At 64.2% G+C, this 19,389-nt stretch carries 17 protein-coding genes; 1 reads left to right on the top strand and 16 read right to left on the bottom strand.

Annotated elements, in window-relative coordinates:
• Positions 1–12 precede the first annotated feature (12 nt).
• The 5 genes from U4Y90_RS18890 to U4Y90_RS18870 all read right to left on the bottom strand — a co-directional run bounded on the left by U4Y90_RS18890 (position 13) and on the right by U4Y90_RS18870 (position 5,664).
• Positions 13–2,337 (bottom strand): DUF3141 domain-containing protein, encoded by a 2,325-nt coding sequence (locus U4Y90_RS18890; RefSeq protein ID WP_321796745.1) that lies wholly within the window; start codon positions 2,335–2,337, stop codon positions 13–15.
• Between the two features lie 147 nt (positions 2,338–2,484).
• The gene (locus U4Y90_RS18885; RefSeq protein ID WP_321796744.1) at positions 2,485–4,179 is read right to left on the bottom strand and encodes a SulP family inorganic anion transporter; all 1,695 of its coding nucleotides are present in this window, start codon (positions 4,177–4,179) and stop codon (positions 2,485–2,487) included.
• Positions 4,180–4,204: 25 nt separating this feature from the next.
• On the bottom strand, positions 4,205–5,038 hold the full coding sequence (gene ppk2 / locus U4Y90_RS18880; protein WP_321796743.1) for a polyphosphate kinase 2: 834 nt from the start codon (positions 5,036–5,038) through the stop codon (positions 4,205–4,207).
• A 95-nt stretch (positions 5,039–5,133) separates the two neighbouring features.
• The gene (locus tag U4Y90_RS18875) at positions 5,134–5,391 is read right to left on the bottom strand and encodes an RNA-binding protein (RefSeq protein WP_321796742.1); all 258 of its coding nucleotides are present in this window, start codon (positions 5,389–5,391) and stop codon (positions 5,134–5,136) included.
• Between the two features lie 60 nt (positions 5,392–5,451).
• Complete coding sequence (locus U4Y90_RS18870) at positions 5,452–5,664, bottom strand: DUF2964 family protein (RefSeq protein WP_321796741.1); 213 nt, start codon at positions 5,662–5,664, stop codon at positions 5,452–5,454.
• Positions 5,665–5,939: 275 nt separating this feature from the next.
• On the opposite strand from U4Y90_RS18870, the gene U4Y90_RS18865 reads away from it, so the two are divergent.
• Entirely contained in the window at positions 5,940–6,866 is a 927-nt protein-coding gene (locus U4Y90_RS18865) for a hypothetical protein (protein ID WP_321796929.1), read from the top strand.
• A 7-nt stretch (positions 6,867–6,873) separates the two neighbouring features.
• On the opposite strand, the gene U4Y90_RS18860 is transcribed toward U4Y90_RS18865, so the two are convergent.
• From U4Y90_RS18860 to U4Y90_RS18810, 11 genes are all read right to left on the bottom strand, one after another.
• Positions 6,874–7,257, bottom strand: a complete 384-nt coding sequence (locus tag U4Y90_RS18860) for an RT0821/Lpp0805 family surface protein (protein ID WP_321796740.1) — start codon at positions 7,255–7,257, stop codon at positions 6,874–6,876.
• 12 nt (positions 7,258–7,269) lie between these two features.
• Positions 7,270–7,782, bottom strand: a complete 513-nt coding sequence (locus U4Y90_RS18855; RefSeq protein ID WP_321796739.1) for a hypothetical protein — start codon at positions 7,780–7,782, stop codon at positions 7,270–7,272.
• Positions 7,783–7,815: 33 nt separating this feature from the next.
• Positions 7,816–8,403: a hypothetical protein gene (locus tag U4Y90_RS18850; protein ID WP_321796737.1), complete on the bottom strand. Its 588-nt coding sequence runs from the start codon at positions 8,401–8,403 to the stop codon at positions 7,816–7,818.
• A 36-nt stretch (positions 8,404–8,439) separates the two neighbouring features.
• The gene (locus U4Y90_RS18845) at positions 8,440–8,913 is read right to left on the bottom strand and encodes a glycine zipper family protein (RefSeq protein ID WP_321796735.1); all 474 of its coding nucleotides are present in this window, start codon (positions 8,911–8,913) and stop codon (positions 8,440–8,442) included.
• Positions 8,914–8,991: 78 nt separating this feature from the next.
• Positions 8,992–9,906: a DUF2950 domain-containing protein gene (locus tag U4Y90_RS18840; protein ID WP_321796733.1), complete on the bottom strand. Its 915-nt coding sequence runs from the start codon at positions 9,904–9,906 to the stop codon at positions 8,992–8,994.
• A 10-nt stretch (positions 9,907–9,916) separates the two neighbouring features.
• Entirely contained in the window at positions 9,917–11,128 is a 1,212-nt protein-coding gene (locus tag U4Y90_RS18835; RefSeq protein ID WP_321796732.1) for a DUF3300 domain-containing protein, read from the bottom strand.
• Between the two features lie 276 nt (positions 11,129–11,404).
• Positions 11,405–12,076 (bottom strand): VIT1/CCC1 transporter family protein, encoded by a 672-nt coding sequence (locus tag U4Y90_RS18830; protein WP_321796731.1) that lies wholly within the window; start codon positions 12,074–12,076, stop codon positions 11,405–11,407.
• A gap of 10 nt (positions 12,077–12,086) precedes the next feature.
• Positions 12,087–13,082, bottom strand: a complete 996-nt coding sequence (locus U4Y90_RS18825; protein ID WP_321796729.1) for a 2-hydroxyacid dehydrogenase — start codon at positions 13,080–13,082, stop codon at positions 12,087–12,089.
• A 42-nt stretch (positions 13,083–13,124) separates the two neighbouring features.
• The gene (locus U4Y90_RS18820) at positions 13,125–14,714 is read right to left on the bottom strand and encodes an aspartate:alanine exchanger family transporter (protein WP_321796728.1); all 1,590 of its coding nucleotides are present in this window, start codon (positions 14,712–14,714) and stop codon (positions 13,125–13,127) included.
• Between the two features lie 89 nt (positions 14,715–14,803).
• Entirely contained in the window at positions 14,804–16,897 is a 2,094-nt protein-coding gene (gene glgX, locus U4Y90_RS18815; RefSeq protein WP_321796727.1) for a glycogen debranching protein GlgX, read from the bottom strand.
• Complete coding sequence (locus U4Y90_RS18810) at positions 16,884–19,382, bottom strand: glycogen/starch/alpha-glucan phosphorylase (RefSeq protein ID WP_321796726.1); 2,499 nt, start codon at positions 19,380–19,382, stop codon at positions 16,884–16,886. The genes glgX and U4Y90_RS18810 overlap by 14 nt, the downstream gene beginning before the upstream one ends.
• Positions 19,383–19,389 lie beyond the last annotated feature (7 nt).

The raw sequence follows: 19,389 nt of genomic DNA, 5'->3' as shown, positions 1-19,389 counted from the left end.
GCCGCCGACGCTTCAATGCGCGGGCGCGGAACGTCTTGACGTGCGCGCGGCCTTGACGGGCAGCGCCGCGCGAATGCGCGCCAGCATGTCCTGCTGGGCGGCGGTCGGCTCGAAGCCCTGCATGCGGCTGTCGGCATGGAGCTTGTCGAAGAGCGTGAGCAGCCTCGCGCGGTCCTCGTTGTCGTTGAGCAGATCGGGCAGGCTCGACAGCGCCTGCTCCGGCTCGTAGCGCACGATGATCTCCTGTTCGCCGCGAATGCGCCGCCATTCATCGCGCGGCATCTGCGGCAGATAGTCCGCGTAGTCGGCCGCGAGTTCCTGCCGCAACACCATGCGCGCGAGCGGCAGCGGCTCATCGTGACGCGCCAGCAGACACGCGACGCGCGCGACCGCTTCCGCATAACCGCCATGCGCGACGGACGCGAGCGCTTCCTGAACGAAAGGCAGATCGCGCGGATCGGCTGGCTGCGCGGACGCCGCCTGCTCCTCCTTGTGATGCGCCGAGAACATGTTGCCGTACACGGAGAAGAACATCGCTTCCGTGGCCGCATCGCGCATCGCGCGATAGAAGTCGAGGCCCGCGCTGATCATGTCGGAACCGCAATGCTCAGCGCGGCGCAACACATCGCGTTCGGAGTCGGGCTTGCGCGCGGCCTTGACCGCTTGCGCCGCGGGACCGAGCCACGCGAGCCACGGATTGAGATCGGAGAACATCCAGCGTTGCGCGCGCAACGGATGAAACGCGCGCAGCATCGTCGCGGTGGTGTCGTTGGCCATCGCCTGCACGAAGGGCTGCGCGAACAGTTCATACGCGCGCTGATTGAAATCGGATACCTGTTTCACCGCTTCGAACGGCAACTCGTCGACCCGCTCGAACCGGTTGAAGCGCGCGGCGACCTCTTCGAGACGGCGCTCCTGAAAGCTCACGTCGTACTCGATCTTGCCGTTCTCGCCTCGACGTTCGGCGATTTCCATGCCATACAGCCCCGGCGGAAACGTTTCGATCGCTTCCAGCACCGATGCGATCTGCGTGTACTCCTTCTTCGCGACCTTGCCGCTCACGAAGATGCCCAGATGTCCGATGCTCTTGTGCATCAGTCCGACGATCACCTGGCCGCGCGCCTTGATCTCGTCGGTGCTGCCGTAGATATCGGCGACCCAGTTGAACGCCTGTTGCGGCGGCGTGATGTTGTCGCCCATCGACGCGAAAAGAACGATCGGCGACTTGATCGTGCGCAGATCGAACGATGCGCCCGACACGCCGCGCACTTCACCGGACCAGAGCTTGTTGCCGACGAAGAGATTGCGCGTGATCCATTCGATCTCTTCACGGTTCATCAGGTAATAGCCGCCCCACCAGCGTTCGAAGTCGAGAAAGCGCGGCGGCTCGGTATCGATCTTGTCGAACAGCGTGTAGTACTTGTCCCACAGGCTGTTCGCCGGATTGAGGTTCTCGAAGTTCTCGACGAGATACGCGCCGTCGAACTTGCCGTTGCCGAGATCCGCCGTCAGCGATGCGAGCCATGTGCCGCCCAGCATGCCGCCCGAATAGCGCATCGGGTTGTCGCCCTCGCCTTCGCTCCACGCACCGCTCCAGTACGACATCGGCGCGCCGTTGATGACGAGCGGGCCGGTGTCGTCGGGCTGCGAGCTCGCGAGCATCATCGCGGCCCAGCCGCCCTGACAGTTGCCGACGATCGCGGGCTTCGGGCTGTCGGGGTGCAGCTCGCGCACGTGCTTCACGAAACGCTGCTCGGCCGCGCATACGTCGAGCAGCGTCTGGCCGGGCTGCGGATCGCGGAAGAAGGTCACGAAGTACACCGGATGGCCCGCGCGCAGCGCGACGCCCACTTGCGAATCGTCCTTGAATCCGCCGATGCCGGGACCATGACCCGCACGCGGATCGATGATGAGATACGGACGCTTCAGCGGATCGATGATGACGCCCTCCGGCGGCACGATGCGCAACAGCGCATAGTTCACGGGCCGCTCGAAGGTGCGGCCGTCGATCAGCATGTCATGCGCGAAATGCAGCACCGGTTCGAGACCGCGCTTCGTTTGCTCGACGAAATTGTTGCCGCGCTCACGCAGCGTGTCCCAGAAGAGAATCGATCGCTGCATGAGATCGACCGCATAGGCATAGCCGTTGAACTGGCCCGTCGCGTCCGCGCCCGCATCGCTGAAATGATCGGCGCCGCCGTTGCTGAAAAGACGCATGCCCGCATCGCGTGCGCGCTCGCTGAATTGCCGCTGCGCGAGCTCCGCGCGCTTCTGAAACACCCGCGTGACCTTGTCCGCGATGTCCTGGCTGCGCGCCAGTTGACCTGCATACGTCATGACGTGACCTCCGCGACGAGAACGTTCAGGGGAAAACGCTGGAAGCAGATGCATCGGCCGATGAGAGGAACGCGTGGACCGATGAATTGAATACCATCATTAAAATATATGCGCAACGTGCGACAGGGAAGTGGCAAAAATCGCGACTTATCGACGCGCGAGATCGTCGCCCTTGCGCGAAACAATCTCCTGATACTTGCTCACGACATGTTCGAGGTTATAGAACATGCGCGATTCGCCGAGCAGCTCGCCGAGCGGCGAGCGCCGCACCGCCGCGAGCACGCCCGGATTCAGACCCGCGAGCCAGAGCGTGGTGCCGCTCGCCGCGAGACGCGCTTCGGCTTCGAGCATCATCTTGAGCGCGGTGTATTCGATGTCGAACACGCGGCTCAGATCCAGCACGACGATATTCGCGCCGGACTCGCGCACGAGCGGCCGGATCTTTTCGGCGACGCGTTGCGCGTTGGCGAAGAAGATTCGTCCCTCGAGACGCAGCAGCAACAGGCCGGGAAACGCTTCGTCGTCGGGGTGCCGCGACGAAGCGCGCCGGAACACGTTCGTTCCCGGTATCCGCCCCAGCGCATACACCGGCGGATTCGACACCTGATGCGCGAGCGCGAAGAGCGACACGACGATCGCGACGACGATGCCCTCCAGCGTGCCCAGCAGCACGACGCCCGCGCATGCCGTGAGCGCCCAGACGAATTCGGTCCGGCGAATCTTCAGGATCGCGCGGAATTCGGCGGGACTGAAAAGCCCGATCGAATAGAACACCACGACGGCGGCGAGCGTCGCGTGCGGCATCAACGCCATCAGCGGCGCGAACAGCAGCATCACGGCGAGCGCGAGCGCCGCCGTCACGAGTCCCGCGAGTTGCGTGCGCGCGCCGGCTTGCCGGTTCACGGCGGTCTGACTGGTTCCGCCGCCGGAGCTCATCGCGCCGAAAAACGCGCCGCCCGCATTCGCGAGGCCGGTCGCGAGCAGTTCGCGGTTCGCATCGGGCACGGGTTCGTCATTGCGCGCGAACGCACGTGCGGCCGCGATGCTTTCGGTGAAGCTCATCAACGCGATGCCCAGCGCGTCCGGCCATAGCTTCAATGCCAGCGACAGATCCGGCTTCGTCCACGACGGCAATCCGGCGGGCACCGCGCCGACCGTTTCGACGCCGTGCGCGCGCAGATCGAACACCGCCACCGCGACGATCGCCGCCGCGACGACGACGAGCGGCGCCGGCACGCGCGGCGCGAAACGTTCGAGCAGAACGAGCGCGGCGAGCGTGAGCAGCGCGAGCGCGAGCGTGCTCGCCGACAGATGCGGCAAACCCGCGACGAACGCACCGACGTTGTGAAAGAACGAGCCTTTCGGGTAGTGCATGCCGAACAGTTTCGGCAACTGGTCCACGACAATGACGATCGCGACGCCCGCCTTGAAGCCGACGAGCACCGGCTCGGATATGAAGTTTGCGACGAAGCCGAGGCGCAGGCACGCCGCCGCGACGAGCATCGCGCCGACGAGCATCGTCAGCGTGGCGTTGGCGACGGCGAGCGCATGCGGATCATCGTTGCCGACGGCCGCGGCGAGCGCGTTCGCGGCGAGAATCGCGAGCGTGGTCGTCGTGCTGACGGAAAGCGCGCGCGACGATCCGGTGAACGCGTAGACGATCATCGGCACGCATGCCGTGTAGAGGCCGACCTGAACCGGCAGGCCCGCGATCGTCGCGTAGGCGAGCGCCTTCGGTATGACGACGGCGGCGGCCGTCAGCCCGGCGACGATATCGGCGCGCGCCCACTGTTTCTCGTAGTGAAACAGCCATTCAGGGGCCATGGTCGCGCGGTTCGACATGACGATTCCGTGCGCCGATAGCGCTTTAGAAACGCTCGGGCACGTAGCGCAGCGGCCGGTCGCTCTCGCGGTAACCCTCCGGCTTCTGGCGCTTGGGCAGCTTCACCTTTTCTCTCGGCACCGCCTTGTACGGAATGCTCGCGAGCAGATGCGTGATGAGGTTCAGCCGCGCGCGGCGCTTGTCGTCGGAACGCACGACGTACCACGGCGCATCATCGTTGTCGGTCGCCTCGAACATGTCGTCGCGGGCGCGCGAGTAGTCGTACCAGCGGCTGTACGAGCGCAGGTCCATCGGCGAAAGCTTCCAGATCTTGCGTTCGTCGTGAATGCGCTCTTCGAGACGCCGCGTCTGTTCCTCCTGACCGACTTCGAGCCAGTATTTGAGCAGAATCACGCCCGAATGGATGATCGCGCGCTCGACGAGCGGCACGCCTTTCAGAAAGGTTTTCGCCTGCTCGTCGCTGCAGAAGCCCATCACGCGCTCGACGCCCGCGCGGTTGTACCAGCTTCGGTCGAAGAGCGTGATCTCGCCCGCCGCCGGCAGATGCGGCAGATAGCGCTGCACGTACATCTGCGTCTTCTCGCGCTCGGTGGGCGCGGGCAACGCAATGACGCGGAAGATGCGCGGACTCACGCGCTCGGTGATCGCCTTGATCGTGCCGCCCTTGCCCGCGCCGTCGCGTCCCTCGAACACGATGCAGATTTTCGCGCCCGTATGGACCGCCCATTCCTGCAGCTTCACGAGTTCGACATGCAGGCGCGCGAGCTCCTTCTCGTACTGTTTCCGCCTCAGACGCTCATGCGGGCCCGCGCCTTCGCGCGCGCTTTTCGGCTCACTGACAGCCTTGTCTTCTTTCATCGTGGTCTCCCCATGCTGTTCGATGCAACCCGCGCGTCCACGCGGAAGCCGCCGTCGCGGCGATGCGCGCGGCACGCGCCAGGGTCGCGACGCCGTCAGGTTTCGTTGCGCTCGGGCACCACCTGCACCACGAGCGTGCGATTCTTCCAGAACATATTGTGGATGCGCGGCTGAAACGTGCGCAGCACATGCGGTTCGACCGAATTGAAACTCACGACCGCGGCCGGATGCTCGCCGGTGCCGGGCACGCGCTTGATCGAATCGTACGGAGGAAAACCGTAGTTGCACAGAAACTGCCGGATTTCGTCGTCGGTCGTGGACTCGTCTACATTGCCTAGCCAGAGATCACCCATTGCCAAATTCTCCGTTGAGTTTTGCGGTTCCTCTTTCGATCTAATACACCATCCGGCGGTTCAGGACGATTTGTCGCGCTTGCGCGGCCCACGCTGCGCGAGCGGATTCAGCGCGACGACAAAGATCAGGATGCCGATGCCGAGCGCCCACATGCCGTAGCGGAATTCGAGCTTCAGGTCATACAGCAGACCGTGGATCGTGAAGTAGAGTCCGGCGAGCCAGATGAAAACACCGATGGCTGCAACCACCATGCGCGGCTCGTTCAGTCTCATCGGTCACTCCCGGATGCGCTGCACACGATAGCTTCAGTTTAGGAAATTCTGGGTCGCCGTGTGGACACACGCGTGCGCAACGAGCTTGGCGCGCGGCGAACGTTAAGCTACATTTCGGCGTATGACCGTGAGATCGGGCAACGGCTCCGCGCACGCAAAGACCTGCCGGCGGAGCAGCCGAATGCAACGTACGACCAACCAGCCGTTCAACATTCTGGCACGCTCTGCACATGCGAAAGCCGATCGTTTCTACGCGCCTGTTGCGACACTTCTCGATGCTCGCCGTCCTCGCCGCCGCGCCCGGCCTCGCGCAGGCACAGGCCGCGCCGGATCGCGCGGTGGTCGGCACGAACGTCAAGAACTACGCGAACGCGGTGCTCGCGATCATGTCGTACACCGCGGTGCCCGACGTCACGACCAGTTCGCTCTCCATCAACAGCGGCGCGAGCGGCAATCCGGGCTTCGGCCAGACGCAACTCGGCGGCGGCTTCACCATCAGCAGGACATTTCCGCTCTATCTCGAAGGCACCGTCGCGTATAGCCGCTATGATCCGACCTTCGTCGCGACCGACGGCAATCAGGAACGTCCGGTGCCGGCGAAATGGAACACCGCGAGCACGACGATCGGCATCGGCTGGGACTTTCCCATCACCAACGAGCTGCGCTTGCGGCCGATCCTCAACGGCATGATCGGCCGTGTCGCGAGCGATCTGCGCGTCGCGCAGACCGTGTTCAATCACCTCGCCAACACCAATCTGCAGTTTCTCCAGGACGGCGCGCTCAATGCCTACGGTCTCGGCGGCTCGCTGATGCTCGATCTGGAGCACTATCGCGAGCACTATGAAATCGACGTCGAACTCCGCGCAACCGATATCTATCTACGCAGCTTCGGCAGTTCGTCGGAAGCCGTGCAGGGTTCCGCGACCGCGCAGCAGTTCAGCCTGTGGGCGCGCTGGCGTGCGCCGACGGGCCTCTCCGCGCTCGACCGGCCGGTGCGCTACGTGCTCGAAACCGCGTACTCGCATTACTTCGGCGACAGCGCGGGCGTGCTCGGCTTCAACGATCTGACATCGCTCGGCGTGGGCCTGGAACTGGACAGCAGCAGATATCCCGTCGTCATCACGCGCACGCGCGCGATGGTGCGCTACGTGTTCGGCCACAACGTGCACGGCGTGTCGTTCGGCTTCGCCGTCAGCTTCTAGCGCGAGCTCACTGCTTCTTGATCTGCCACTGGCCGCCGCCTTTCTTGCAGGCGGTCGGCGTCCAGGTCTGCGTCTGACCTTTGGCCACCGCGGTGAGCGTGACCTTGCGGCATGTCTCACCTTCGCTCTTCACCGTGTCGCGCGGCGTGACGGTGCCTTCTATGGGCACGGTGTTGCCCGTGCCTTCGTTGTTCCATCGAACCGTTTCGCCGTCTTTCTTCGTGTCGAGCGCGCGCTGCGCGGCGCGATTGAGCGCCTGGCGATCGGCGGGCTTCATGTAGCTGATCGGCGTGTCCTTGAGAAAGTTCAGGTTCGCGGCCTGAACGCACGTGCCTGAAAGCACGAGCGCGCCCAGCACGCTCCATGCAAAACCGCTCGGTCTCGCGCGCATGACGGTCTCCGTTCAAAGCACGTTGCGCTGGCTCGGATCGTATTTCGGGTCCGGCTGCTTCTGCGTTTGCCGGAGCACGCCCTGAGCATCGAAATAGAAATGGAACAGCATGTGGTCGATGTTGTTCTCCATGTATCGATACGACCACACTTCACGATCCATCCGCTTGAAATACGCCGTCTCGAACGGACGCCCGAATGCGACCATCACGTCGTTGCGCGTCCACTTGCCGACTTCCGCCCGATAGAACTCGTTTTCCTGAAGCACTTGCCGAACACTGACGGTATTGCCGGACGCATCGATATCGACGGCGATGGTCGTCGATCCCATCGGCTGCGTGGGCCACATGAGGCGCTTGCCGCCGTTGGGCAGGTCATAGGTCTCCTTCGGCGGCCCCAGCTTCGCGACGACCGCCTGCTGATCCATGCCCGGCTGCACGCGCTGCTCGGGTTGCGCGCAACCGGCGAGCGCGAGCGCAACGGCGCACGCGCCATGCGTCAACGCGAATGCAAAGCGTTTTTTCATTGGTCTCTCCCGCGCCTGCCACGCGCGTGTTGCTTATTTCGTCGTCGCCGGTTCCACGGATATCGCGAATGCTTCCGTGTAGACCGCTTTCACCTGATCGCCCTTCTTCACGCGCTTCAGGCGTTCGGGGTCCTGCACGTGCAAGTCCACCGTGTTGCCGCGTGGGCCGCGCAACGTGACGGTCTTCGCATGACGATCGACGGCGACCACATCGGCGATGATCGTCACTTCGCGGCCGATCTCGCCGCCCGGTTTCGCGCCGCGCGGCGCGCGCTCGGCCGTCTCGCTTTCGGACCGCGATGCTTCTGCCTTCTTGTCGAGCAGACTCAGCGTCAACGACTCCCGATACTGCGCGGTGACGACATCGCCGACCGCGAGCTGGTCGAAGTTGCGCGCTTCGTTCGTGACTTCCAGTTCCATCACCTTGCCCGAACGCGTTTTCAACGTGACGGTGCGCGTCGCGGGATCGATGCCGACGATCGTCGCCGTGACCTTCGCGACGCCCTGCACCGTGGCGCCGTCCGGGTTCTGCACGACGCTCACGTCGGTTTCGGGCTGGGCGGACCATGCGCTTGCGGAGATCGCAAGGCATGACAAGACAACGAGGCCAACGCGCTTCATGATCGCGCTCCTTGTTTTAACGACGCTGCAACGACGTTACTGGATCGAATAACCGCGTCCCTGCATGCACGCTGCCCACGCACGATAGTACGTCGACATCGCGCCCTGGCTCTGCGCCTGCGCATTGGCTTCCTGCGCGCGCTTGTTCTGACGCGCGCGCACGCCGCCCGCCATCGTGCCCGTCGCCGCGCCGATGGCCGCACCCTTGCCCGCATCGCCGGCGATCGCGCCGATCACCGCGCCGCCTGCCGCCCCGCGCGCGGCGCCGCCCACACGCTCGCCGCCGCCGACTGCCGGACCGCCTTGCGGTGGCGGCGCCGCCGACGCGGTCGCCGGGTCGATGCCCGTATTGCTCTTCGCCCAGCTATAGCACGCGCCGTCGTCCTTTTGCTGCTGCTGTGCGCTTTGACCTTTGGACGGATACGCGATCGGCTTGCTCTGCGCGATGGCATCGAGCGCCATCACGGCGATCACGATGGCGCAGCCCGCACGCAATCTCTTTGCATTCATGGCGACTCCTTGCCTCATATCGAGAGTTCAAGCGATTCAAGATGCCGGCGATTCCACGAGATCTGCGCCCGTTCTGTCTTAAGGCTCCTGCACACGGGTCCAGGATGCGTCGGGATCGAATTCCGTCAGCGGCGGCGCTGCGGCACCGCGATTCTTTTGATACACGACGCCGTTGTTATTCACAATGAATGTCATCACGCCGCTCGCGCCGTATTGCGCGGGATACGCGGCCATCGCGAAACCCGCCAGCATGCGCCCGTTGATGATATAGCTGAAAGCGCCGCCCCGGGCATGCTTTCCTTGCTTCGTGAGGATGCGAAAGTAGTATCCGTGATAAGCATCGCCCGGGTTTCGATCCTTGAAATAATTCGCGCTCGCCGCGATCAACGGACCGAAGGGGCTCGACTCTTCGCCCCTGGATTCATCGGCGGGCCAATAGAGTCCGTCGCGCTTGCCGGGCGAACTGCCGAGCTTGCGCGCGTATTGCAGCACGCCGTCTCCCATGCGATCGACCGTCGCGTACTCGCGTTGCGCATCGAGATAGGCGTGCAGCACCCTGATCGCCTCGCGCTCGTTCGCGCCGATGCGCCGGTCCAGCACTTCCTGCTCGCCCTCTTCGGTTGCGAAGCGCCACGCGCCGTGCTCGCGCACGAGGGGGATCGGCATGGGCCACGCTTCGTCGCCGATACGCAGAACGCGCCGGTCGGGCGACGTCTCCTCCAGCATGTGAAAAGCATTGAATTCGGCGAGCGCATTGGCGCGTAGCTCGCGATTCTCGGCTTCGTCGGGCGTCACGACGAGCCGCTTGTGCGCGTCGCCGAATACCGCGATGAGCGCGGCGTCATCGTTCGATTTCAGCGCCTGTTCGAGCGCGCTCACCGCTTCGTCGGGCGTCGCGAAAGTCTGCTGCTGTTGCGCGGCGCAAACCCATGGCGGCGCGAGAAACATCGCGAGGGTGGCGCACGCAAGCACTATGCGAGTCGACATGTTCATGACACGGCTCCTATCGGCGTCCGCCGCCGCGGCCGCCGCCGCCGAATCCGCCGCGACCGCCTCCCGAGAAGCCGCCGCCGCCGCCCTGGAAGTTGCGGCCGCCCGCCCCCGCGCCCGACATCGACTGCCGGCTCGCCGCACCGCGCGCGCTGTCCGCGCGTGCGCTCTGCGCGGAGCCATAGCCGCTGAACGCATCGCCGCCGCGTCCCTGGAAGTTGCCGGTATTCTGCGCGCGCGGCGTGTTTTGCGTGGCCGTCGGCGTGCGCGCCGCTGCACGCTGCGCGCCGCCGCCCGATGCGCCGGCGGTGCCGCTGCCCGTGCGCGATGAAGCATCGCCCACGCGCGATGTCGATGTGCGTCCGCTCGTGCCCGACACTTGCCCGGGCTTCTTCTCGGAACGCCACGCGCTGGACTGCGCCGATCCCGTTCCACTGCGATTCGCCGCGCGATTGCTCAACTCGTTCTTCACCTCGGTGCGATTGACATTGCCCTCTCGATTGATGTTGATGGTGTTGTTGCCGCCGCTGTAGTTCGTCTCGTAGTGGCCGCCATGCCACGCGGCCGTGATCGCCGCGCCCCAGATGAGGCCCGTCGCGAACGCGGCGCCGGGCGCATACGGATAGTAGTAAACGGGATAAGGCGCGGGCGCGTAGGTATAAACAGGCGTCGGACTGCTCACGACGACCGTCGTCGGGTTGTACTGCGGCACATAGATGACTTCGGGATTCGACGGCACGATCTTGATGACTTCCTTTTCGACGACGACCGTCTGCTTGTCATCGCTCTTCAGATTGCCCACCGACTGCGTCTGCCGTCGAAAGCGCTGCACCGCCTGCAACACGCCGCTCTGATCCGCGACGACTGCCTCGCCGAGCGCGACGGTCCAGTCGAGATCGGTGCTCATCTTCTTCACGATTTCCGGATAATTGAGCAACGCCTTCACGGGGTCCTGCCACGCGTCGTTCACAGGCAAGTCCTTGGCGGTCTTGCGGCGTTCGAGAAATCTGTCTGCCTGCACGATTTCGATCGGATACGTCGATGCCGGCAGAATGATCGCGATGAGATCGTCGGGATATAACGCTATCGGTCCGACGAGCTTGTCCAGGTCAGCCGGATTCATCGCGACAGGCGCGGCGCCGCTCGCCGCCGGTGCCTGCGCGCACGCGTTCGCGCCGCATGCGAACGCGGACACGACAAGCAGCACGCTTATGAAATTACGCATCGTCTCGTACCTGCATCGGGCCGTGAGGCGGCCGATACGGCGCCGCGATAGTCGGCAATACAGACCACTCCAAATTCAGGAATCGAATGCGTGAAAAGCCTGTGACCAAACCAGCGTATTTATATTCTCGAATTGCCGTTTGTAGCTCGGTGCGCGCCGACCGTCGAGCCGCGCCAAAAGCGACTGCCATTCGAAGATATGCGAACCCTTTAGCGATTTCAAGAATCGCCGCATAGGTGTTTGTTCGATCGTTCGCCGGGCGCCTTGCGCTTTTAACTATCCGCCTAAAGCGATGATCGCCATCGTCAGAAGCACGCCCAGGGCCACCATCGAAAGGCCCGCTTTCCAGCCGCTCCAGCCTGCGTAACCGCCCAATGCGAAGCCGCAGCCGAACAGCATCGCGAGGGTCAGCGCGCGCGAAATGAGCAGGGCCGTCGGAACGTGATTGACAAGGACAAAAGGCACCGCGACCGGCAATGTCGACAGCACGATGATGAGGAAGATGCCCAGCGCCGCGAGAAAGTCATCGCGCTCGAAGCGTGCGCGCTCGGGCAGGCTGGCGCTCGCGGCGATGCGCTTGCGTATCGATTCGAGATCGGCGTCGGAGAAGAACGGATCGAGCGCCGCGGGCAGCCTGGCGCGCAACGTGCGCACGCCCGCGGCCGCGTCGCGCTCGCGATGAATGGCGAGCGCCAGCGCATGCCTGCGCGCGCGGTCGGCGATCGTGCGAACGAGATACATGACGGCGTCGGCGAGACCCCATGCGAGATTGCAGCCGAGCGCCGTGTACAGCATCTTGCGCCCCGCGCCTTCGCCGCCCGTTGCCGCCGATACCGTGCCGACGAAGGTCAGCGCCATGAACAGGCCGAAGCACAGCTCCGATACGCGATCGACGGTGTCGAGCACGGGCTCCCGCGCACGCTCGCCGGGCGGATGCTCCGCTTGCATGGGCGCGCGCCTATCCGGCTTTCACCTCGTTTTCCAGCGGCTGATTCTTCTCGAACGCGGTGATGCTCTGCAGCGTCGTCTCGCAGATGGTCGTCAGGGCTTCGCGCGTCAGATACGCCTGATGCCCGGTCACGATGACATTGGGAAACGAAACGAGCCGCTGAAAAATATCGTCGGTGATGATCTCGCTGGACAGATCGCGGAAAAAGAGATCGGCCTCCTGTTCATAGACGTCGATCGCGAGGCCGCCCAATTGTCCCGTCTTCAATGCCTCGATCACCGCTTCGGTGTCGATCAGACCGCCGCGGCTCGTGTTGACGAGCAACGCGCCGGGCTTCGCGCGCTTGAGCGACTCCTTGTTGATGATGTGATACGTCTGCGGCGTCAACGGACAGAAGAGCGCGACGATGTCCGCCCGCTCGCCGATCTCGCCGGGCGTCGCATACTTCAGCCCGAGGGCCTCGAATTGCGGCGACGGATAGGGATCGTAGCCGAACACGTGGCAGCCGAAGCCCTGCATGATCTTCGCGAACACGCAACCGATCTTGCCCGTTCCCACCACCGCGACCGTCTTGCCGTAAAGATCGAAGCCGATCAGTCCGTCGAGCGAAAAATTCGAATCCCGCGTGCGGTTGTATGCGCGATGCACCTTGCGATTGATCGCGAGAACCAGCGCGACCGCGTGCTCCGCCACCGAGTTCGGCGAATAGTTGACGACGCGCACAACCTTGATGCCGAGCTTCGCGGCGGCCGCGAGATCGACGTTGTTGAAGCCTGTGCAGCGCAGCGCGATCAGGCGCGTGCCGCCTTTGTGCAGTGCTTCGAGCACTTCGGCATCGGCCTTGTCATTGACAAAGATGCAGACCGCGCCATAGCCCGCCGCGAGCTCGACGGTGTCCATGTCGAGCGACATGTCGTGGTACTTGAGCTTGTGCTTCTCGGTCTCGTTCGCCTTGTCGAGATACTCGCGCTCGTAAGGCGTCGAACTGTAGATCGCCACTTCCATGATGCGCTCCTTGAAACGTTTGATGGCATGGTGGGGCAAAGCCTAACCCGCGGCAAGCGATATGGCGATCTGCACGAATAGCACCTTGACGATGGTCATCGACGGAAAAATCATCGCGTACATGATGTCGGGCTGATCGGTCGGCGCGACGCGATTGGCGAACGCAAGAATCGCGGGATTGCCGGTCGCGCCGCAGATCACGCCGATCGACGTGTCGAAGGGCAGCTTGAAGATCCACAGGCAGCACACGGCCGTGACGGCCACGAGAACCAGCAGCGTGATGACGCCGTAGATCAACAGCAGCGGCCCCGCGGTGCCGACGGTCGCGACGAACTTCGGTCCGCATGAGATGCCCACTTGCGCGAGGAAAATCGTGAGACCGAGATTGCGCAACACGAGATTCGCGGAAAGCGGCATCACCCAGACGAACGGCCCGTTGCGACGCGCCTTGCCGAGGCACAACGCGACCAGCAGCAATGCGGCGAGGCCCAGGCTGAACGCGCCGAGACCCGGCACCGGCAGCGGAATCGCGCCGACCAGCAAACCCACGGCAGCGCCGATGCCGAGGCAGATGAAGCTCAGATCCGCGGTGCCCTTGATCGAATCGCCGAAGAACGTGCGCATCGTCGCCTGATGCGCGCGATTGACGAGCAGGCCGACGCGGTCGCCCGCTTCGAGGATGAGATCGGGCGTCGAGATCATGTCGGCGTCGCCGCGGCGCACATGCGCGATCGCGCAATTCACGCCATCGGGAAAGCGAAGGTCGCCGAGCGCCATGCCGACGACCGCCGGGTTCGATGCGAACACGCGCATGTAGTCGAGGTCTTCGCGATGACTCGACATCCGCCCCGGTTGCGACTCGCCGCACAGCGCGGTGGCTTCGTCGAGCAGACGGCGATCGGTGGCCGTGGCGAGCAGCACGTCGTCGGCGCGCAGCGTGAAGTCGGCCGTGGGCAACTGATTGTGATGCGCGCGCCGCACCGCCGCGATCACCACGCCCGAAGGCAGACGGCTCGATAGCTCCGCCAGCGTGAGCCCGAAGAGACTCGCGTCGCGCAGCGCGATTTCCGCTGTTTCGAGTATTTTCGCGGGCGGCTTCTGGATCTTTACCTTGAGCGCAACGTTCAGCAGATAGATGAACAGGATCGGCCCGGCGACGCCGAACGGATACGAAATGCTGTAGGCGACGGCGGCGTCGTTGTTCTTCATCGATGCGATCGCGACCTGCAGGCTCGCCGTGCTGGTCCCGCTGCCGGCGAACATGCCGAGCGCATCGGCGAGCTTGATGCCGAAGTGAATGAAGCCGCACGACACGAAGCCCGCGACGACCACGCCGATGCACGCGGCGATGTTCGCCTTCACGCCCTCGCGGCTCGTCAGTCCGCGAAAGAACTGCGCGCCGTACTGAATGCCGATGCCGTACAGAAACAACAGCAGCCCCAGTGTGCCGAGCAACGGCGGCGGCGCGGACTTCGGCGCGAACGCGCCGATCGCGAGTCCGACGAACAGCACCGCGCCGGAGCCCAGCGCCACGCCCTTGATGTTGATCTCGCCGATCAGATAACCCAGCGCGATCGTCAGAAAGAGCGCGAACAGCGACTGATTCTCGAGGAAGGTCCTGACTGCATCCATGCCGCCTCCTGTGGGTGGACAAAGCAACGCCGCAGTACACGAACATTAAAGGCGCTTTGCGTCTTACAGTCCAGCATCGTCGTGCGCTTTCAATGCGATTCGAGCACGACGACGCTGCGCGCCCCGACGCGGCACGCGCCGCGCTCGGTCCCCGCCATTTCGCCATCGGGAACAATGTCCTGCGGCGATTCGGCGGCGGTATCCACGATGCGCCGCCAGCTTTCGTTGTCGAGGACGGGAAGCGCGACATCGCGCGCGTCGTCGTTCATGTTGAGGACGATGTGCAGCATCGCCTCGCCCGGCGCGTGCCCCGCGAGCGTGAACGCGACGAGGCGCGCGCCGGGGTCGTGCCACGCGGGTGCGTCGAGCCGTTCGCCGTGCCATGCCACATCGGGACGCGTCTGCCCGTGTGCCGGCTGACCGGTCAGGAAGCGCCGGCGGCGCAGGCTCGCGTGGCGCTTTCTCAGCGCGATCATCTCGCGCACGAAGCGCAGCATGTCGAGCGCGTCGTCGCCCGGATGCCAGTCCATCCACGAGAGCGGGTTGTCCTGACAGAACGCGTTGTTGTTGCCGCGCTGGCTGCGCAGGATTTCGTCGCCCGCGAGCAGCATCGGCACGCCCTGGCTCAGCAGCAGGATCGCGATGAAGTTGCGCGCCTGCCGCAGACGCAAGCCGATGATCGCGGGATCGTCCGTCTCGCCTTCCGCGCCGCAATTCCAGGAGAAGTTGTCGTTGCTGCCGTCGCGGTTGTCCTCGCCGTTCGCCTCGTTGTGCTTCGCGTTATGGCTGACGAGATCGCTCAGTGTGAAGCCGTCGTGACACGTCACGAAGTTGATGCTGTTCGCGGGCAGGCGGCCATCGTCCTGATAGAGATCGGCGCTGCCCGCGATGCACGTGCACACCTCGCCGACGATGCCCGGATCGCCGCGCACGAAGCGCCGGATCACGTCGCGATAGCGCCCGTTCCACTCGGCCCACGCCATGCCCGGAAACGCGCCGACGTGATAGAGCCCGCCCGCGTCCCACGCCTCGGCGATCAACGGCACGCGCGCGAGCACCGGCGATGCCTCCATCGCCCACGGCAACGGCGGCGTGCGCAGCAATTCGCCGTGCTCGCCGCGCGCGAACACGCTCGCGAGATCGAAGCGAAAGCCGTCGACGCCGAGTTCGCGCACCCAGTATTCGAGGCAACGCATGATGAACGCCGACACCAGCGGATGATTGCAATTGACCGTGTTGCCGCAACCCGTGTAGTCACGATAGTGCCGCGCATCCTCGGGATCGACCTGATAGAAGGCGTCGTTGGCGAATACCTTGAAGTGGATCACCGGCCCGTTCTTGCCCGCCTCCGACGTGTGATTGAACACGACATCGAGCAGCACGCGAATGCCCGCAGCATGGAAGGCATCGACGCACTCGCGGAATTCGCGCGGCGCGCACGCCGGCTCCACGCAGTAGCGCGGATGCGGGCTATGAAAGCTGTGCGTGCTGTAGCCCCAGTAGTTGCGCAGTCCGCGTTCGGCGGCAGAGGCGGGCACGTCCTGTTCGTCGAAGGCCATCACCGGCAGCAGTTCGACATGCGTGATGCCGAGCGCCTTCAGATAAGGGATTTTCTCGATGAGACCGGCGAACGTGCCGGGATGACGCACGCCGCTCGACGGATGCCGCGTGAAGCCGCCGACATGCAGTTCGTAGATGATCGCGTCGTCGAGCGTGCGGATGGCTATATCCTCGGCCGGCCGGTCGAGCGGCTCCGTCACGATGCCCCTGAGCGACGCATGTCGTGCGGCATCTTCGCCGGCGGCGCGCCCGCGATCATGGAAGCGGTCGCTCACGGCACGCGCGTGCGGATCGAGCAATTCCTTGCGGCTCGCGGCTTCGTCGCTCATCTGCGGCACGCCGAGCGGGCCATATGCGCGCCAGGTATAGCAGCAGCGCGGCTCGAGTTCCTCGACGAACACATGCCAGAAGCGATACGTGCGGTTCGCCTCGCTCGTCAGCGCGATGATCTGAAACGGCTCGACGCTGTCTTCCGATGCATACAGCAGCAACTCGACGCGCGTCGCGCGCCGGCAGAACATGCAGAAGTTGACGCCGCCCGGCACGACGGCCGCGCCGAGCGGAAAACGCGAGCCGGGCCGCGTGCGATAGCCTTCGCGACCGTGCGCGTCAGGATTGGGCAAGATCGATCCTCACGGGACGCGTCTTCCAGATGCGTTCGCAGTACTCGCCGATCGAACGGTCCGACGAGAACTTGCCCGAGCGCGCCGTGTTCATGACCGACATGCGCGTCCATTGGCGCGCATCGCGCCAGGCTTCGCTCACGCGATCCTGACAAGCGACGTATTCGGCGAAATCGGCGAGCACGAGGAAAGGATCGTGATTCAGCAGGTTATCGAGCAGCGGCCGGAACATGTCCTTGTCGCCGCGCGAGAAGCGGCCTTGCGCGATCTGATCGAGCGCATCGCGCAGATCGTCGTTGCCTTGCGCGTAGTCCGAAGGACGATAGCCCGCGCGCTTGCGTTCATCGACTTGCTGCGCGGTCAGGCCGAAGAGAAAGAAGTTCTCCGCGCCCGCCTCTTCGCGAATCTCCACGTTCGCGCCGTCCAGCGTGCCGATGGTCAGCGCGCCGTTGATCATGAACTTCATGTTGCCGGTCCCGGAGGCTTCCTTGCCCGCCGTCGAGATCTGCTCGGAGAGATCGGCAGCGGGATAGATCCAGTGCCCGTTCTTCACGTTGAAGTCAGGATAGAAGACGATTTTCATCCGGCCTTTGATGCCCGCGTCGTTGTTCACGACTTCCGCAATGCCGTTGATCAGGCGGATGATGAGCTTCGCCATCGCGTAACCGGGCGCGGCCTTTCCGCCGAAGATGAAGCAGCGCGACGCCGTATCGAGATCGGGATTGCGGCACAGCCGGCGGTATTGACTGATGATGTAGAGCGCATTCAGATGCTGGCGCTTGTACTCGTGAATGCGCTTCACCTGAATGTCGAAGAGCGCGCCCGGATCGACGTCGATGCCGGTCGCGCTCCGGATGCGGGCGGCGAGCGCAGTCTTGTTGTCGCGCCGTATCGCGCGCCATGCGTCGTGCAACGCGGCATCGTCGGCGTGCGCGGCGAGAGCGTCGAGCCGCGAGAGATCGCTGCGCCAGCCATCGCCGATCGTCTGATCCAGAAGACGCGCGAGTCCCGGATTGCTCAGCATCAGAAAGCGGCGCGGCGTGACGCCGTTCGTCACGTTAAGGAAACGCTCCGGAAACATCCCGGCGAAGTCGTTCAGCACGGTCTGCCTGAGCAGGTCCGAATGCAGCGCGGCCACGCCGTTGACCGCATGCGTGCCGAGCGTCGCGAGATGCGCCATGCGCACTTTCCTGTCGCCCGTTTCGTCGATGAGCGACATGCGTCTGACGCGCGCTTCGTCGCCCGGATATCGGCGGCGAATGTCATCGACAAAACGGCGGTTGATTTCGTAAATGATTTCGAGCGGACGCGGCAACAGGCTTTGAAAGAGCGGCAAGCCCCAGGTTTCGAGCGCCTCGGGCAACAGCGTGTGATTCGTATAGGCGAGCGTACGCTGCGTGATGTCCCACGCCGCGTCCCACGACAGCAGACGCTCGTCGACCAGGAGGCGCATCAGTTCCGCCACCGCGACCGACGGATGCGTGTCGTTGAGCTGCGCGGCGAACAGGTCCGCGAAATGTTCGATCGGCGTGCCCTTCGCGTCCATCAGGCGCAGCATGTCCTGCAGCGAGCACGAGACGAAGAAGTACTGCTGTGCGAGCCGCAGGCGCTTGCCCGCTTCGGGTTCGTCGTTCGGATAGAGCACTTTCGACAGCGTTTCCGACACGACCTTTTCCTCGACCGCCTCGTAGTATTCGCCCGCGTTGAAGTCCTGAAAGTCGAAGGACTCGACCGCTTCGCTCTTCCACAGGCGCAGGATGTTGCAGGTATCGACGCGATAGCCCTGCACCGGCATGTCGCATGCCACGCCCTTCACTTGCCGCGCCGGAATCCAGTGCACGCGCAAGCGGCCTTCGCCATCCGTTTCGCTCTGCGTATGTCCGCCGAACGACACGTAGTGACTGACATCCGGGCGCACGATTTCCCAGGGATTGCCCTTCTGGAGCCACTTGTCCGTGATTTCGGCCTGCCAGCCGTCGCGGATCTCCTGATCGAAGATGCCGAACTCGTAGCGGATGCCGTAGCCGATGGCGGGGATTTCCAGCGTCGCGAGCGAATCCAGATAGCACGCGGCAAGACGCCCGAGGCCGCCGTTGCCGAGGCCCGGTTCTTCCTCGATCGCAAGCAGGTCGTCGAGGTTCTGGCCGAGCGCGTGCAGCGCTTCGCGCGCTTCGGCTTGCATGTCGAGATTGAGCAGGTTATTGCCGAGTTGCGGGCCGATCAGGAACTCCGCCGAAAGATAGCAGGCGACCTTCACGTCCTTCGCCGCGTACGCTTTCATCGATGCCGCCCAGCGCGCGAGCATGCGATCCCGCACGCTGAAGGCGAGCGCCATGTACCAGTCGTGTGCGGTGGCGATGTCGGGATAGCGCGCCTGCCGGCAGATGAGATTTCTCACGACGTCATGCTGAAACGCATAACCGGCTACGTCGCTCGCGGCGGCCTTCGCGTTCGCGAGGGCATCGATTGCAGGAACATCGCTCATGGTCGTC

The sequence above is a fragment of the Caballeronia sp. J97 genome, from assembly GCF_905220305.1.
Classification (GTDB): domain Bacteria; phylum Pseudomonadota; class Gammaproteobacteria; order Burkholderiales; family Burkholderiaceae; genus Caballeronia.
Note: the sequence above shows the minus strand (reverse complement) of the source record. Positions and strands in the feature narration are given on the sequence as shown.